Annotated in this window: 11 protein-coding genes; 8 read left to right on the top strand and 3 right to left on the bottom strand. The window is 75.9% G+C overall.

Annotation, left to right across the window (positions count from 1 at the left end; genetic code table 11):
* The first annotated feature begins 55 nt into the window (after positions 1 to 55).
* The gene (locus ACFVQZ_RS08445) at positions 56 to 1,063 is read left to right on the top strand and encodes an ABC transporter substrate-binding protein (RefSeq protein WP_383620580.1); all 1,008 of its coding nucleotides are present in this window, start codon (positions 56 to 58) and stop codon (positions 1,061 to 1,063) included.
* A complete protein-coding gene (locus ACFVQZ_RS08440) occupies positions 1,063 to 3,141 on the top strand; it encodes an iron ABC transporter permease (RefSeq protein WP_383620578.1) in 2,079 nt (692 codons plus the stop codon). Before ACFVQZ_RS08445 ends, ACFVQZ_RS08440 begins: the two co-directional genes overlap by 1 nt.
* Positions 3,142 to 3,243: 102 nt before the next feature.
* On the opposite strand, the gene ACFVQZ_RS08435 is transcribed toward ACFVQZ_RS08440, so the two are convergent.
* Entirely contained in the window at positions 3,244 to 4,758 is a 1,515-nt protein-coding gene (locus ACFVQZ_RS08435; protein ID WP_383620576.1) for an MFS transporter, read from the bottom strand.
* A gap of 191 nt (positions 4,759 to 4,949) precedes the next feature.
* Here ACFVQZ_RS08435 and ACFVQZ_RS08430 point away from each other — a divergent pair, with 191 nt between their 5' ends.
* From ACFVQZ_RS08430 to ACFVQZ_RS08405, 6 genes are all read left to right on the top strand, one after another.
* Positions 4,950 to 6,761, top strand: a complete 1,812-nt coding sequence (locus tag ACFVQZ_RS08430; RefSeq protein ID WP_030492196.1) for an IucA/IucC family siderophore biosynthesis protein — start codon at positions 4,950 to 4,952, stop codon at positions 6,759 to 6,761.
* A 12-nt stretch (positions 6,762 to 6,773) separates the two neighbouring features.
* Entirely contained in the window at positions 6,774 to 8,315 is a 1,542-nt protein-coding gene (locus ACFVQZ_RS08425) for a pyridoxal phosphate-dependent decarboxylase family protein (RefSeq protein WP_383620574.1), read from the top strand.
* Positions 8,312 to 10,096, top strand: a complete 1,785-nt coding sequence (locus ACFVQZ_RS08420) for an IucA/IucC family protein (protein ID WP_383620572.1) — start codon at positions 8,312 to 8,314, stop codon at positions 10,094 to 10,096. Before ACFVQZ_RS08425 ends, ACFVQZ_RS08420 begins: the two co-directional genes overlap by 4 nt.
* Positions 10,093 to 10,680, top strand: coding sequence for a GNAT family N-acetyltransferase (locus tag ACFVQZ_RS08415; protein WP_383620570.1), 588 nt, complete (start codon positions 10,093 to 10,095; stop codon positions 10,678 to 10,680). Before ACFVQZ_RS08420 ends, ACFVQZ_RS08415 begins: the two co-directional genes overlap by 4 nt.
* Positions 10,677 to 12,005: a lysine N(6)-hydroxylase/L-ornithine N(5)-oxygenase family protein gene (locus ACFVQZ_RS08410; protein ID WP_383620568.1), complete on the top strand. Its 1,329-nt coding sequence runs from the start codon at positions 10,677 to 10,679 to the stop codon at positions 12,003 to 12,005. The genes ACFVQZ_RS08415 and ACFVQZ_RS08410 overlap by 4 nt, the downstream gene beginning before the upstream one ends.
* A 283-nt stretch (positions 12,006 to 12,288) precedes the next feature.
* A complete protein-coding gene (locus tag ACFVQZ_RS08405; protein WP_383620567.1) occupies positions 12,289 to 12,696 on the top strand; it encodes a hypothetical protein in 408 nt (135 codons plus the stop codon).
* 22 nt (positions 12,697 to 12,718) lie between these two features.
* Here the strand turns inward: ACFVQZ_RS08405 and ACFVQZ_RS08400 are convergent, their stop codons facing one another.
* The gene (locus ACFVQZ_RS08400; RefSeq protein ID WP_383620565.1) at positions 12,719 to 13,969 is read right to left on the bottom strand and encodes a cytochrome P450; all 1,251 of its coding nucleotides are present in this window, start codon (positions 13,967 to 13,969) and stop codon (positions 12,719 to 12,721) included.
* A 77-nt stretch (positions 13,970 to 14,046) separates the two neighbouring features.
* A complete protein-coding gene (locus tag ACFVQZ_RS08395; protein WP_383620563.1) occupies positions 14,047 to 15,186 on the bottom strand; it encodes an SMI1/KNR4 family protein in 1,140 nt (379 codons plus the stop codon).
* Positions 15,187 to 15,288: the final 102 nt, after the last annotated feature.

Raw genomic sequence — 15,288 nt, 5'->3', positions numbered from 1 at the left:
CCCCATCCGCCCTCCCGCCCTCCCGCACCTCCCGCACACACGGAAGAGAGACACCATGCAGAGAATGCTGCGCGCCCTCGTCACGGGCGGCGCCGCCCTCGCCCTCGCGCTCACCGCCGCCGGCTGCGGATCCGGCACCGTCGGCGAGTCGAACAACGGTTCCTCGGGCGGGAAGGCGACCGGCGAGACCGCCGCCACCGGCGCGATCACCGTCGACACCGCCCAGGGCAAGGTCTCGCTGGACAAGCCCGCCGCGAAGGTCGTCACCCTGGAGTGGACGTACGCCGAGGAGCTCGTCGCCCTGGGCGTCGCCCCGGTCGGCAACGCCGACAACAAGGGCTACGCCACCTGGATCACCGCCAAGGGCGCCGCTCTGCCCGCCGAGGTCACGGACGTCGGCAACCGCAACGAGCCCAGCCTGGAGAAGATCAAGGCGCTCCAGCCCGACCTGATCGTCGTCGACAACGACCGCTCCAAGGCCAACCTCAAGCAGCTCCAGGCCATCGCCCCCGTCCTGTCGTTCACGTACACCACCAAGCCCCAGCTGGCCACGATGAAGAAGAACTTCACCGAACTGGCCAAGGCCGTCGGCAAGGAGTCGAAGGCCGCCGAGGTGAACGCCCAGATCGACACCAAGGCCGCCGACCTCAAGGCCCGCCTGGACAAGGCCGGCAAGGGCGGCCTCAAGTACGCCCTCGCGCAGGGCTTCACCGCCAACGGCGCCGCCTCCATCCGGATGCTCGGCGACGACGCCATCTCCGCGCAGGTGCTCGCCCTGGCCGGCCTGAAGAACGGCTGGAAGGGCCAGGCCGACGCCTGGGGCCTCACCACCGTCGGCGTCGAGGGCCTCACCCAGGTGGAGAAGGACACCACCTTCCTGTACGTCGCGGCCGACAACGACAACCCGTTCACCGGCGATCTCGCCGGCAACGCGGTGTGGAAGGGCCTGGAGTTCGTCAAGGGCGACAAGGCGCTGCCGCTCGACCCGGGCACCTGGCTCTTCGGCGGACCGCTCTCCGCCCAGCACGTCCTGGACGAGACCGGCAAGGCCCTGAAGGTCTGATGGTCGCGGAAGGACTGAAGGCCGCCCCGGCCGGTCCGCTCGGCCGCCGCCCACGGGCCCTGCTCGTGGGCGGCGGCCTGTCCCTCGCCCTGGCCGCGGTCGCGGTCGTCCACCTCGGCCTCGGGGCGTCCGGGGTCGGACTCGGCGACATCCTGGACCTGCTCCTCGGCCACGGCGAGGCCCGCACCGAGGACGTCCTCCTCGGCAGCCGCCTGCCGCGCACCCTGACCGGACTCGTCGTCGGCGTCGCCCTCGGCGTCTCCGGCGCGCTCGTCCAGGGCGCGACCCGCAACCCGCTCGCCGCCCCCGACACGCTCGGCGTCAACGCCGGCGCGTACTTCGCCGTGGTCCTCGTGGCCTACACCGGCGTCGGCCTGGGCCCGCTGCCCGCCGGCGGCGCCGCCTTCCTCGGCGGACTCCTCGCCGTCGGCCTGGTCTACCTGCTGACCAGCGGCGGACTGCTGACGCCCGGCCGGGTGCTGCTCGCCGGCGCGACGGTCGCCCTGGCCGCCACCTCCGCCGCCGAGTTCCTCCAGATGCTCGACGTGCAGGCCACCCGGGGCCTCTTCTTCTGGGGCAACGGCACCCTGCTCCAGTCCGGTCTCGACCGGCCGCTCGTCCTCGGCGCCGTCGTCGCCGCCGGCGTGCTGGCCGCGCCGCTCCTGGCCCGGCCGCTGGACCTGCTGGCGCTCGGCGACGAGACCGCCCAGGCCATGGGCGTACGCGTCGAACGGATCCGGCCCGCCGCCTTCCTGCTGGCCGTGCTGCTGTCCGCCGCCGCCGTCTCCCTCGCCGGCCCGATCGGCTTCGTCGGCCTGATAGGCCCGGTCGTCGCCCGGCAGCTCGGCATGCGCGCCCACGCCGCGCTCATCCCGACGGCGGCCCTGCTCTCCGCCGCGCTGGTGCTCGGCGCCGACGCCGCCGCCCAGGTCATCGTCACCCCCTCCGCCACCCAGCCCGCCGAGATCCCGGTCGGCGTGGTCACCGCCCTCATCGGCGGCCCGGTCTTCATGCTGCTGGCCCGGCGGGTCAGCACCGGCGACGCCGACACCGGCGCGGCCGTCGTCGTCTCCGACCGGCGCCGCGCGCCCGGCTACGCCGTCGCGCTCGGCGGCGGCCTGCTGGTGCTGGCCGCCGCGATGGCGCTGTCGCTGCGGGTGGGGGACGTGCACATCGGCTGGGGCCAGCTCGGCGCCTGGGTGACCGGCTCCGCCGAGCAGATCACCGAGGCCGTGGTCTCCTTCCGACTGCCGCGGGTGCTGGTGGCCGCCGTCGCCGGAGCCTGCCTCGCGGTCGCCGGCGCGGCCGTCCAGGCGGTGGTCCGCAACCCGCTGGCCGAGCCGGGCCTCGTGGGCGTGACCGGCGGGGCCTCGCTCGGCGCCGTCACCGTCATCCTGCTCGTCCCGGCGGCGCCGCTCGCCGCGCTCCCCGCGGCGGCCGCCCTCGGCGGCGTCCTGATGCTGGCGCTCGTCGTCCTCGTCGCCCGGGGCACCCGAGCCGGAGGCCGCAGCGGCATCGACCCCACCCGGGTCGTGCTCGTCGGCATCGGCGCCGCCGCCACCGCCATGGCGCTCGTCAACATCATGGTGGTGGGCGCCCAGATGAACATCGGGGCCGCGCTCGGCTGGCTCGCCGGCAGCACCTACGGCCGGGGCTTCGACGCCCTCGGCTGGCTCGCCGCGCCCGCCGCGGCCGCGGTGCTGCTGGTGGTCGCGGCCCGGCCGGTCAACCTGCTCGCGCTCGGCGAGGAACTGCCGCGCGCCCTGGGACTCGACCTCGGGCGCGCCCGGCTGCTCGTGCTCGGCGCGGGCGCGGTGCTGGCGGCGGGCACGGCGGCGGCCGTCGGCGCGGTCGGCTTCGTCGGGCTGGTCGCCCCGCACCTGGCCCGCCGGATCGTCGGCAACGGCATCGCGCGCATGGTGCCGATGGCGGCCGTCCTCGGCGCCGTCCTGGTCGTCTCCGCCGACGCCCTCGGCCGCTGGCTGCTGGCGCCGACGGAGATCCCGGTCGGCATCGTGACGGCCCTGCTGGGCGCCCCGTACCTGGTCTGGCTGCTGCGCCGGACCCGGGAGGTGTGACAGACCCCGGGGCAGGGCCCGGGAGGTGTGACACAGGCCGGGGGGAGGTCGTCACATACCCAGGACGTGCCAGACCCGCCCCGCCCGCGGGCCGCCCGTGCCTCAGGAGGCGCGGGCGGCCCGGGCGCGGGGGCGCCGGGGCGCGGTTCCGGCCGGCTCCGGGACGGGCCGGAGGGTACGGGCCGCGGCCACGCCGGCGAGGCACACCAGCGCGGCGGCCAGGCAGACGGCGGTGAAGGCGCCGGAGAAGGCCGCCGCCGCAGGCTCCCGCAGCGCGGGCGCGAGGAGCTCGAACCGGCCGGTCTCGACGGCCTCCCGCACCGGCGCGGCGGCCGTGGGCCCGGTCACCGGGCCGCTGTCCAGCCGGGCGGCGAATACGGCCCCGAAGACGGCCACGCCGGTCGCGGTGCCCAGCGGGTAGCAGGCGTTCGTCAGCCCGGAGGCCATCCCCGCCCGGTCCGCCGGCACGGTGCCCACGGCCACCCCCATCAGCGGCGGGAAGATCACCGCACCGCCCGCGCCCAGCAGCAGCAGGCCGGTGACCAGCACCGCCTGGCCGGCTCCCGCGCCCGCCAGCGCGAGGACCAGCAGCCCGAGGCCCTGCGCGGCGAAGCCCGCGGCCACCAGGACGTGCGCGGGGAAGCGCTTCTGCAGCCGGTTCACGAACATGCCGGCGAGCAGCAGCCCGCCGGTCAGCGGCAGCAGGAGCAGCCCGGTCCGGAGCGGGGAGTACGCGTACGTGCTCTGCAGCCACAGGGTAAGGAAGGCCAGCATGCCCAGGCTGGACAGCCGGGCGAGGAAGCCGAGCACGGCCGCGCCCGCGAAGGCGCGGATCCGCAGCAGCGCCATGTCGATCAGCCCGCCGCCGCGCCGCTGGACCGCCACCAGCGCCGCCGCGAGCAGCACGCCGGCCGCCGCCGAGCCCAGCACCTGCGGCGCCGTCCAGCCCGCCTCCGGGCCGGTGACCAGCGGATAGTGCAGGGCGAGGAGGGCGCCGACGGCGAGCAGCGCGCCCGGCAGGTCGAGGCGTCCGCGGCCGTCGGCGGGCGCGGCGGCCCCGGGCATCCGGCGCAGCGACCCGGCCACCACCAGCAGGCCGAGGGGCACGTTGACCAGGAAGATCCACCGCCAGCCGAGGGCGGTGACGAGGAGGCCGCCGACGATCGGTCCGAGCGCGCCGGCGGCCGAGGCGACGAGGGCGTACGAGGCGATCGCGGCCTGTCGGCGGGCGCCGTCGTAGGCGGCGGCGATCAGGGCGAGGGTCGGCGCGAAGACCATGGCGCCGCCCAGTCCCTGGGCGGCGCGGGCGGCGATGAGGGAGCCGGCGTCGGGGGCGAGGCCGCAGGCGGCGGAGGCGAGCGTGAAGAGGGCCATTCCGGCCGTGAAGACGGCGCGGCGGCCCAGCCGGTCGGAGAGGGCGCCGGCGGTCAGCAGCAGCGCGCCGAAGGCCAGCGAGTACGCGGACACCGTCCACTGCACCCGGTCCAGGCCGGTCTCCAGGTCGCGGGCGACGTCGGAGAGGGCCACGTTCACGACGGTCACGTCCAGCGTCATCATCACGCCGCCGGCGCTGACGAGCGCGAACGTCCATCGGGGGTCGTGCCGTCGGGTGGGCACCGGTGAACACCTCCGGGGGCGGTCGGGGCGAGCCGTTCCCGGAGGGCGGTGATCGTCACCTGGGGCGGCAACTCGCCTGCTGTGGCTGAAAGTTGAGCTTGCCCATTAGGTAAGGCTTACCTAATGTATCGGCCGTTTGGGCGTCCAGTCGCCCGAACGGACCGAATCCAGACAGACCCCGGAGCCGCCCGATGACCGACGCCGCCGACCACCCCGTGCCCGCGCTGCCCGACGTGTCCCCGGCCGCCTGGCGGGAGGCCAACCGGCGCCTGCTCGCCAAGGCGATCGGCGAGTGGTGTTTCGAAGACATGCTGAAGGCGCAGGACGCCGGCGACGGGGAGTACCGCGTCGACCTCGCGAGCGGCACCACCTACGCCTTCCAGGCCCGGCCCGGCGCCTTCGGCTGGCTGCGGGTCGACCCGGACTCGATCACCCGCACCGCCACCAGCATGCTCGGCAACTCCATCGCCCAGCCGGCCTGGGACGCCCTCCAGTTCCTGATGGAGGCCGCCACCACCCTGGACAGCGACCCCTCCACCCTCGCCACCTACTTCACCGAGCTCTCCGCCACCCTCGCCGTCGACGCCGCCCGCCTCACCCACGGCGGTGAGACCGCCGCCGAACTGCGGGACCTCGGCCACACCGAGCTGGAGTGCCGCATGACCGGGCACAACCTGCTCGTCGCCAACAAGGGCCGGATCGGCTTCTCCGCCACCGACGTCCGCGCCTACGCCCCCGAGTCCGGGCAGCCGCTCCGTCTCCTGTGGATCGCCGTCCACCGCGGCCTCGCCGAATTCCGCGGCACCTCGGAACTGTCCGAAAAAAGCGTCCTCGAAGGCGAGCTGGACGAGGAGACCCGCACCCGCTTCACGGCCGTCCTGGCCGAGGCCGGCGTCGACCCCCAGGGCTACGTCTGGATGCCCGTGCACCCCTGGCAGTGGGACCACGCCGTGCAGACCCTGCACGCCGCCGACGTGGCCCAGCGCCGGATCATCCCGCTGGGCGAGAGCCCCGACGCGTACCTGCCCGGCCAGTCCATCCGGACGATGGCCAACGTCACCACCCCCGACCGGTACGACGTCAAACTCCCGCTGAAGATCCTCAACACCCTGGTGTGGCGCGGCATCCCGCCCCACTGCACCATGGGCGCCCCCGTCGTCACCGAGTGGCTGCGCGGCCTCGTCGAGCGCGACCCGTTCCTGACCGACGAGTGCCGGACCGTCTTCCTCGGCGAAGTCGCCTCCGTGACGGTCCGCCACCCCTACCTCTCCACCCTCGACCAGACCCCCTACCAGCACCTGGAGACCCTCGGCTGCATCTGGCGCGACTCCGTCACGGCCCGCCGGGACCCCGGCGAGCGGGTCCGCACCTTCGCCTCGCTGCTGCACGTCGACAGCGCCGGCACCGCCTTCGCCGCCGAACTCGTCCGCGCCTCCGGCCTCGACCCCGAGGAGTGGCTGCGCCGCCTCTTCGACACCCTCCTCGTGCCGGTCATGCACGTGCTCTACCGGTACGGCGTCACCTTCAACCCGCACGGCCAGAACACCCTCATCGGCTACGACGAGCACGACGTCCCGGTCCGGCTCTACCTCAAGGACTTCGTCGACGACGTCTGCGTCTCCTTCACCGACGTCCCCGAACGCGGCCCCGAACCCGACGGCCACGACCACGTGCTGCCCCGCAAGCACCCGTCGATCATCAAACAGCACGTCGTCGACCAGGTGTTCGTCGGCCACTTCCGCTACCTCGCACCGCTCTGCGCCGACCAGCTCGGCGTCCCCGAGAAGACCTTCTGGCGGCTGGTCCGGCAGACGATCCTCGACTTCCAGCGGCGCTTCCCCGAGCTGGCGGAACGATTCGCCGAGTACGACCTGCTCACGCCGGAGATCCCCCGCTACGGCCTCAACCGCGACCGGATCGTCGTCACCCGGTACGGCGACCGGGCCCTGCGCCACGCGCTGTTCCCGAACGGCACCCACCCCAACCCGCTCGCCGAAGGCTGAGGAGCACCGGCCGTGACCCCGCTGACCCGCACCCAGCCCGCACGGACCACCCCGCAGCCGCCGCTCCTCGCCGGCTCCCGCACCGGCCTCGCCGACGTCCTGGCCCGCCTCGAAGGCGCCGTCGACGCCGCCGCCAAGGCCTGCCGCCCCCTCGGCCCGCTCCCCGCCGGCACCCCCGCCGACGTGCTGGCCGCCGCCGCGCACGCCCTCGGCCCCGCCGAACTCCCCGCCGAAGGACTCGGCGCCGACGCCGCCCTCGGCCTGCTCGCCACCGTCCTCACCGAACACGGCATCGACCTCTCCCACCCCCGCGCCGCCGCCCACCTCCAGCCCCCCGCGCTCGCCGTCGCCGTCGCCGCCGACGTCCTCGCGAGCGCCGGCAACGCCTCCCTCGACACCTACGACTCCGGCCCCTCCGCCCTCGCCGTCGAACGCTGGCTCATCGGCGCCCTGGCCGGCCTCGCCGGGCTCGGCGAGCGCGCCGACGGCGTCCTCACCCCGGGCGGCTCCCTCTCCAACCTGATGGGCCTGCTCCTCGCCCGCGACGCCGCCGCCCACCGGCGCGGCATCGACGCCCGCGAGCACGGCGTCGCCGCCCTGCCGGGACCCGTCGTCTTCTGCTCCGAACTCGCCCACTTCTCCACCCACCGCGCCTGCGCCGCCCTCGGCCTCGGCGAGGCCGCCGTCCACCCCGTCCCCGTCGACGAACGCCGCCGCATGCGCCCCGACGCGCTGCGCGCCGCCCTCGACGCGCTCGGCCCCGACCGCACCCCCGTCGCCGTCGTCGCCACCGCAGGCACCACCGACTTCGGCTCCGTCGACCCCCTCCCGCAGATCGCCGAGATCGCCGCGGGACACGGCATGTGGACGCACGTCGACGCCGCCTACGGCTTCGGCGCCCTCTTCTCCGACCGGCTCGCCGGCCGCCTCGCCGGCCTGGAACTCGCCGACTCCATCACCCTCGACCTGCACAAGATCGGCTGGCAGCCCGCCGCCGCGAGCGTGCTGCTCGTCTCCGACACCACCGCCTTCACCGCCCTCGACCGGCACGTCGCCTACCTCAACCCCGCCGACGACTCCGAGGCCGGCTACGACGGCCTCCTCGGCCGCAGCCTCCAGACCACCCGGCGCCCCGACGCCGTCAAGGCCGCCGCCACCCTCCTCACGTACGGCCGCACCGGTCTGGGCCGGATGGTCGACACCTGCCACGACCTCGCCCGGCACGCCGAACGCCGCATCCAGGCCGAACCCGACCTCGAACTCGTCGCCCCCGCCGAACTCACCACCGTCCTCTTCCGCCACCGCGCCGCCGACCCGGCCGACGCCGACGCGCTCAACGCCGCCCTCCGCCGCCACCTCCTGGAGACCGGCACCGCGCTCGTCGGCCGCACCGAGGCCACCACCCGGGGCCCCGGCTCGCCCCGCCGGGTCTGCCTCAAGTTCACCCTGCTCAACCCCACCGCCACCCCCGACGACATCGACGCCCTCGTGGACGCCGTCCTCGACGCCGGCCGCACCTGCGCACGACTCATCAAGGAGGACGACGCCGCATGAGCACCAGCACCACGGCGCCCCCCGCCCCGGCCGACCCGCTGCACACCCTCGACCCGCGCGGCGCCGCCGAACACGCCCACGTCGAGGCCCTGCTGCGCTGCTGGCTGCGCGAGACGCACACGCCCGTCGCCGCCGGCCCGCTCCGGGTCCCGCTGCCCACCGCCGGACTCGTCCTCGTCACCGAGGTCACCCACCGCTCGCCCACCGGCTGGCACCGCTTCGGCCCCACCCGCCTGGAAGGCCCCGGCGGCCCGCTCGGCGCCACCGCCGACCCGGTGACCGCCGTCGCCCTGCTCGCCACCGAGGCCGCCGTACGCGGCGGGAGCCGGCCCGGGGGAGTCCCCGCCGGCGAGGTCGCCGACCTCGTCGAGCGCACCGCCGAATCCGTCCGCAGGGTCGCCGCCTTCATCGGCGACCGCCGCGCCCACCCCGCCCCGCCGCCCGGCGTCGACGGCTTCCTCGACGCCGAACAGGCCCTCCTCCTCGGCCACCTGAACCACCCCGCGCCCAAGAGCCGGGACGGCGTCTCCGACCACGAGGCCCGCGCCTACTCGCCCGAGCTGCGCGGCTCCTTCCGGCTGCACTGGTTCGCCGCTGACCCCGCCGTGGTCTCCCACGACGCCGTCGACGGCGCCCCCTCGCTGGCCGGCCGCGACACCGTCGCCCTCCTCGCCGACCTCGCCGGACACCCCCTCGCCGACGGCCGGGTGCTCGTCCCCGCCCACCCGTGGCAGGCCCGCGACCTCCTCCACCGCCCCCGCGTCCGGGACCTCGTCGCCTCCGGCGCCCTGGAACCCCTCGGCGAACGGGGCCCCGCCTGGTGGCCGACGTCCAGCGTGCGGACCGTCTACCGGCCGGACACCGCCGTGATGCTGAAGCTCTCGCTCGGCCTGCGGCTCACCAACTCGCGCCGCGAGTCGACCCGTACCGAACTCCGCCGCGGCCTGGAGGTCAACCGCCTCCTCGACGCCGGACACGCCGACGCCACCTTCGCCGCCCACCCCGGCTTCGCGATCACCCGCGACCCCGCCTGGATCGCCGTCGACGAACCCGGCCGCCCCGAGGGCCCCGAGGTCACCGGACTCGACGTCGCCGTCCGCGAGGTCCCCCGCGACATCGCGGACCTGCGCTGCCTGGTCGGCCTCGTCGCCCCCCGCCCCGGCCTCGGCCGCAGCGCCCTCGGCGACCTCGTCGCCGCCCTCGGCCCCGGCGCCGCCGAGCAGTGGACGGCCGACTACACCGACCACGTCCTCGTCCCCATGCTCCACCTGTACGCCGCCACCGGCATCGGCCTGGAGGCCCACCAGCAGAACACCCTGGTCCGGGTGGACGACCGCGGCCGGGTCACCGGCGCCGCGTTCCGCGACAACCAGGGCTACTACCTGGCCGGTTCGCACCTGCCCGCGCTCCTGAAGCGGCTCGGCGCCGACACCTCCACGCTCGCCGTCGTCGACGACGCCCTGGTCGACGACCGGCTCTCGTACTACCTGCTCCGCAACCAGGCCCTCTCCGTCGTCGGCTGCCTCGCCGTCGACGGCCTGGCCGACGAGCGCCGGCTGCTCGGCGTCCTCGCCGACCGGCTGCGCGCCGCGCTCCCCGCCCTCGCCGCCGCGGGCCCCGACGGCGACCGGCTGGCCCGCCGCTGGCTCACCGCGGACACCCTGCCCTGCAAGGGGAACCTGCTCACCCGGCTGCACGGCATCGACGAGGTCCTCGCCCCGCTCGACGCCCAGTCCGTGTACCTCGACGCCCCCAACCCCCTCCGGGAGGCCACCCCGTGACCACCACCGAGCGCCCCGGCGCCGCCACCGTCCCGGGCCCGCCGCTGCCCGTCCTGCCCGACCGCTGGACGGCCCGCGTCGCCCGCGCCGAAGGGACCGACCTAAACCTCGTGCACGGCTGGATGCAGTCCCCGCACATCGACGCCTTCTGGCACCAGGCGTGGCCGCGCGACCGCTGGCACGAGGAGATCGCCGGCCACCTGGCGGGCGACGCGATCCTGCCCGTCCTCGTCGACCTGGACGGCACGCCGCTCGCGTACGTCGAGGTCTACCGGGTGTTACGCGACCGGCTCGCAGGACACTACCCGCAGGACCCCCACGACCTCGGCGTCCACATCGCGATCGGGGAGGCCGCGCACACCGGCAAGGGCCTCGGCCGGACCCTCCTGCGCGCCCTCGCCGAAGGACTCCTCGCCGCCGACCCCCGCTGCGTCCGCGTGGTCGCCGAACCCGACGTCGCCAACGGGCCCTCGCTGCGGGCCTTCGAGGCCGCCGGCTTCCGGCCCGCCGGGAAGGTCGCGTTCCCCGACAAGACCGCCGCCCTCCTGGTCCACCCGCGCACCCCGGAGGACATGCCCCGATGAACGGACCCGTCACCGACCACGACGTCATCGCCGTCGGCTGCGGCCCCTTCAACCTGGGCCTCGCCGCCCTCGCCTCCACCGTCGACGGCCTCGACCTCGTCGTCCTGGAGGAGACCCCCGAACTGACCTGGCACCGCGGCATGATGTTCGGCGACGCCTCGATGCAGGTGAACTTCCTCGCCGACCTCGTCACCCTCGTCGCCCCGTGGCACCCGCTGTCCTTCCTCGCGTACCTCCACGACATGGACCGGCTGTACACCTTCACCGTGCGGGAGAACTTCTTCCCCTCCCGCCGCGAGTACGAGCACTACCTGCGCTGGGCCGCCGCCCGGCTCCCCGCCGTGCGCTTCTCCCACCGGGTCGTGGAGGCCGACTGGGACGCGGGCGAGGAGCGCTTCACCGTCCGCGCGGTACGCGGCGACGGCACCGCCGTCCGGCTGCGCGCCCGCCACCTCGTCCTCGGCATCGGCACCACCCCGCACCTCCCCGACGCGCTCGCCGGGCTGCCCGCCGACCGGCTGCTGCACACCGCCGACTACCTCCACCGGGCCGCCGACGTGGCGCGCGCCGGCCGGGTCACCGTGGTCGGCTCCGGCCAGTCGGGCGCCGAGGTCGCCGCCGACCTGCTGACCCGCAACCTCGACGGCGGCCCGGCGGTCAGCTGGCTCACCCGCACCGGCTCGTGGGCCCCGCTCGACTACACGAAGATGAACCTGGAGCTGACCACCCCGGCGTACATGCGCTACTTCCACACCCTGCCGGAGGAGGTCCGCGACCGGCTCGTCCGCGAGCAGTGGCAGTTCTACAAGGGCATCTCCACCGACACCCTGGAGGAGATCCACGAACTCCTCTACCGCCGGCAGCTCGACGACGGCCTCGCCGACGTGGAGCTCCGCTTCGGCGTCGCTGTCGAGGACGCCGTCGCGGAACCCTCCGGCCGGACCGTGCTGACCTGCCGCCACCTCGACACCGGGCAGCGGTTCGAGCACGTCACCGACCTCGTGGTCGCGGCCACCGGCTACCGCCGCCGCACCCCGGACTTCCTCGCCCCGGTGGAGAAGCTGATCCGGCGGGACGGCCGCGGGCGGCCCGTGGTCCGCGCCGACCACTCCGTCGACCTCGCCGACGGCGTCACCGGACGGATCTTCGTCGCCAACGCCGAGATCCACGCCTACGGCGTCTCCGCCCCCAACCTCGACATCGGAGCCGTCCGCAACGCCACCATCCTCAACACCGTCACCGGGCGCGAGGTCTACCGGCTGCCGCGGCGCAGCGCGTTCACCCGCTTCGAGGCCCCCGGACCGACGGCGCGCGGCACGGGATGACGGTGGTCCCGCCCCGCCCGGCGACACCGGCCGGAGAGGGCGGCGACGCCCCGTCCGCCGCCGCCCTCCCCCCGCCCGTCCGGGACCGGCTCGTCCCGCCCTCCGGGCGGGACGGCGGCCCGCCGAGGCCGCCGCCGACGCCGGCCTGCCCCTGGAGGCGCTGGAGGCGGCGGCCGTCGGCGACGGCGTCCTCGCGGTCGCGCTCACCGGCCGCGACCCCCACACCCGGGAGGCGGCGACCGTCCTGCAGCGCGCCGAACTGCTCCGCTGCGTCGCCCTCGGCATGAGCCTCGCCGCGGCGGCCCGGGCCGCGGGCGTCCCCGACAGCACGCTCGGCCTCTGGCGTGCCGAGGACGCCCCCTTCCGGACCGCGCTCGACGGCGTACGGGCCCTCGCCGAGGCGTCCGGCGAGGCACCCCGCTCCCGGCTGTCCGCGCCCGCCGTGACCCGGCTCCTCCTCCAGGCCCTCCGCGAGGGCCGCCCGGTCACCGCCGCGGCGGCCCACGCCGGCGTGTCCCCCTCCACGGTGTACGCCCGCCGCCGCCGCGACCCGTCCTTCGCCGCCTGGATGGACGCCGCCCGCGCCGAGGGCACCCGCGCCCGGGCCCGCACCCGCTCCGCCCGCCGCGGCACCCTCCACCGCTGGGAGGGCCGCTACCGGCTGATCAGCCGCGACGCCGCCGACGACTGACCCGTCCCGCACCGCCCGTCCCTCACCGCGTCCGCAGCCGGAACCCCTCGCCGGGAAGGGTGGGGACGCGGCGCAGGGGGATGCTGAGGTCCTGCTCGGGGACGTCGTGGTCGAGCCGCGCGAGTTCCGTCGCGAGGACCGCGAGCAGCGTGACCGTGATGTCCTCGCCCGGGCACCGGTGGCCGCGCGACGGGTCCCCGCCTCCCTGCGGGACGAGGACGTCCAGCGGCTGCGGCGGCCGGACGGGGCGGGTGAACCGGCTGGGGTCGAAGCGGTACGGGTGCTCCCACAGGGCGGGATCGTGGTTCTGGCCGTACAGGTCGAGCAGCATCAGGGTGTCCTTGCGGATGTCCTGGCCGCGCCACGTCAGGTCCTGGGCCGCGAGCCCGCCGACGAACGGCGCGAACGGGTAGAAGCGGCGCACCTCGTGGGCGAACGCCTCGGCGCGGACGCCGGAGGTGTCGGTCCGCAGCAGCGCGCGCTGGTCGGGCCACCGGTGCAGGGCGTGGGCGGCGAAGGCGGCGAACCAGGCGACGGCGACGGTGGGCCGGATGACGTTCAGGAGCTCGACCGCGGCGGTGGCGGGGGAGAGGAGGGACCCGTCCGCGTCCCGGTGCCACGCCACCGCCTCCAGCGCCGAGCCCTTGGCGTCCGCCTCCGGTGTTCGGCGCACGTCCGTGACCAGCTCGGCGAGGGCCTGCTCCTGGCGGCGGCGGGCCCGGCGGGCACGCAGGTGACGGGGGCCGGGCGTGGCGAACCCGTCGACCATGGCGACGCAGTCACGGGCCAGTTCGGCGGTCGCCGCGTCGGAGAGCGGCACGCCCGCCCAGTCCCGGACGGCGAGCGCGAGGACCCGGGCGGCCTCGTCGAAGACCACGACGGTCCGGCCCGGGCGGCCGGCCAGTGCTTCCCGCCAGTACCGGCCGGCGATCCGGCCCAGCTCGGCGACGCCGGCGTCGTCCTTGAGGAGGGCGACGAACAGCGCCTTGCGCACCCGGTGCGCCTCGCCGTCGAGGGTGTGGACGGCGCCCCGGCCGAAGAGCGTGTCGAGGACCGGGCCGGGAAGGGCCGCGGTCCGTACGACGTGCTTCTCGTCGTAGAAGAAGCCGACGGCCTCCGGGCCGCGCAGGGCGACGGCGGGCCGTCCGAGGAGGCGGCACCGGACGGTGCCGTCGGGGCTGCGGCGCATCCGGTCGGGCAGCCACGCGTAACCCTGGGCGAGCAGCCCGAGTGTGCTGTCCTTCCACGGCGCGGGGTTCCTGGAGGGAGTCATGGGAGGCGCGTACCCGATGACGGACCGCGGACACGCCTCCGGCGCCCGGCGCCACCCGTACGGCGGCCGGGCAGGCGCTAGACCCGTTCGCCGATCTCGTCGTACCCGTCGGCGTACGCGTCCGCGTCGATCGCCGGGTTGCGGAGCGCGGCCCAGAAGGCGTCGTCGGGGACCGGGGGCAGCGGCGGGGCGCCGAGGTCGGCGTGCAGGTCGTCGCGCCAGCGCGGGACGCAGAGGGAGCGGGCGGCGGGTATCCCGGCGACCGCGCGGTAGGCGGAGCCGCGCAGCGCGTGGGCCAGCTGGAGGGCGGCGAAGGACCGGATCCGGTCGCCGCGCGCGTGCGCCGCCGCCGTCACGGCCCGCAGCCGCAGGAGTGCGGGACCGTCGGGGGAGGGGTCGGGGGTGCCGGCGTCGAGGGCGGCCAGGGCCGCGGTCACCTCGGGGTACGCGGTCAGACCGGTCTCCCCGGCCAGCCGGCGGGCCTGGGCGCGGGCCGCCGCGGCGACGCGCTCCGCGGGCAGGGTGGCGACGAGGGCGGCCAGCTCGTCGAGGTGATCGAGGTCGCAGACCATCACGCGCTCCGCCGGGTCGGCCGGGAGGTGCGGCGCGGGCAGCTCCGGCCCCGGCGGCGGGGTGTCGGCGGGGTCCCAGTCCGGGAGGCGCGCGGGTGCGTCCTCCCAGATCAGGCGGCCCGCGAAGACGACGGGTCGCCCGGGCGTCTCCAGGCGGTCCGCCTGCTCGGTGAGGTACGCGCCCAGGGAGGCGGCCGTCCCGAAGCGGGTGCCGGTCTCGTCGAAGAAGCGGCCGATCGTCCCGTACGTGTCCCGGTGCGGGTCGCAGTCGGTCGCGAGCCCGTCGGAGGTGACCTCGTACGTGCCGAACTGGACGTAGCCGGGGAGCCAGTAGTCCACCGCCTGCTCTTCGGTCAGGCCCTGCGCGCAGCCCCGCAGGAAGCCGGTCGCCTCCACGATGCCCCGCAGGCCGAGGGGCCGGTCGTGGTTGTCGAAGCGGAACGCCTCCGGTCCCGGGCGGGCGCCGTCGTGGCGGCGCAGCGACGCCGTCAGCTCCGGCGGGAAGGTGACGCCCAACTCCCGCTCGGCCGCGCGGATGTCCTCGTCCCGCGCGGGCGGCGCGAGCGTGGCGAAGGTGCGGGGCGCGTGCGCCAGGAGCCAGCGGTCGATGCGGTCCCATGCGGCGTCCACCAGGTGCGAAGTCATGGGGCCGAGCGTAGCCAGCGGCACCGACAGCGGACGCGGCGGCGTGAGGCGCGTCTCATCGCCCCGGCCCCGCCTTGCTATGCAACCAGTTGCATAGCAGGA

Origin of the sequence: Streptomyces sp. NPDC057854 (assembly GCF_042797055.1) — a bacterium.
Lineage (GTDB): Bacteria > Actinomycetota > Actinomycetes > Streptomycetales > Streptomycetaceae > Streptomyces.
This window is presented reverse-complemented; position numbering and strand designations above follow the sequence as displayed.

Excerpts from the sequence above, each read along its gene's own strand:
- ACFVQZ_RS08440 (WP_383620578.1), top strand. The coding sequence starts at position 1,063 with ATGGTCGCGGAAGGACTGAAGGCCGCCCCGGCCGGTCCGCTCGGCCGC.
- ACFVQZ_RS08405 (WP_383620567.1), top strand. The coding sequence starts at position 12,289 with ATGAGCCTCGCCGCGGCGGCCCGGGCCGCGGGCGTCCCCGACAGCACG.
- ACFVQZ_RS08400 (WP_383620565.1), bottom strand. The coding sequence starts at position 13,969 with ATGACTCCCTCCAGGAACCCCGCGCCGTGGAAGGACAGCACACTCGGG.
- ACFVQZ_RS08445 (WP_383620580.1), top strand. The coding sequence starts at position 56 with ATGCAGAGAATGCTGCGCGCCCTCGTCACGGGCGGCGCCGCCCTCGCC.
- ACFVQZ_RS08395 (WP_383620563.1), bottom strand. The coding sequence starts at position 15,186 with ATGACTTCGCACCTGGTGGACGCCGCATGGGACCGCATCGACCGCTGG.
- ACFVQZ_RS08420 (WP_383620572.1), top strand. The coding sequence starts at position 8,312 with ATGAGCACCAGCACCACGGCGCCCCCCGCCCCGGCCGACCCGCTGCAC.
- ACFVQZ_RS08410 (WP_383620568.1), top strand. The coding sequence starts at position 10,677 with ATGAACGGACCCGTCACCGACCACGACGTCATCGCCGTCGGCTGCGGC.
- ACFVQZ_RS08430 (WP_030492196.1), top strand. The coding sequence starts at position 4,950 with ATGACCGACGCCGCCGACCACCCCGTGCCCGCGCTGCCCGACGTGTCC.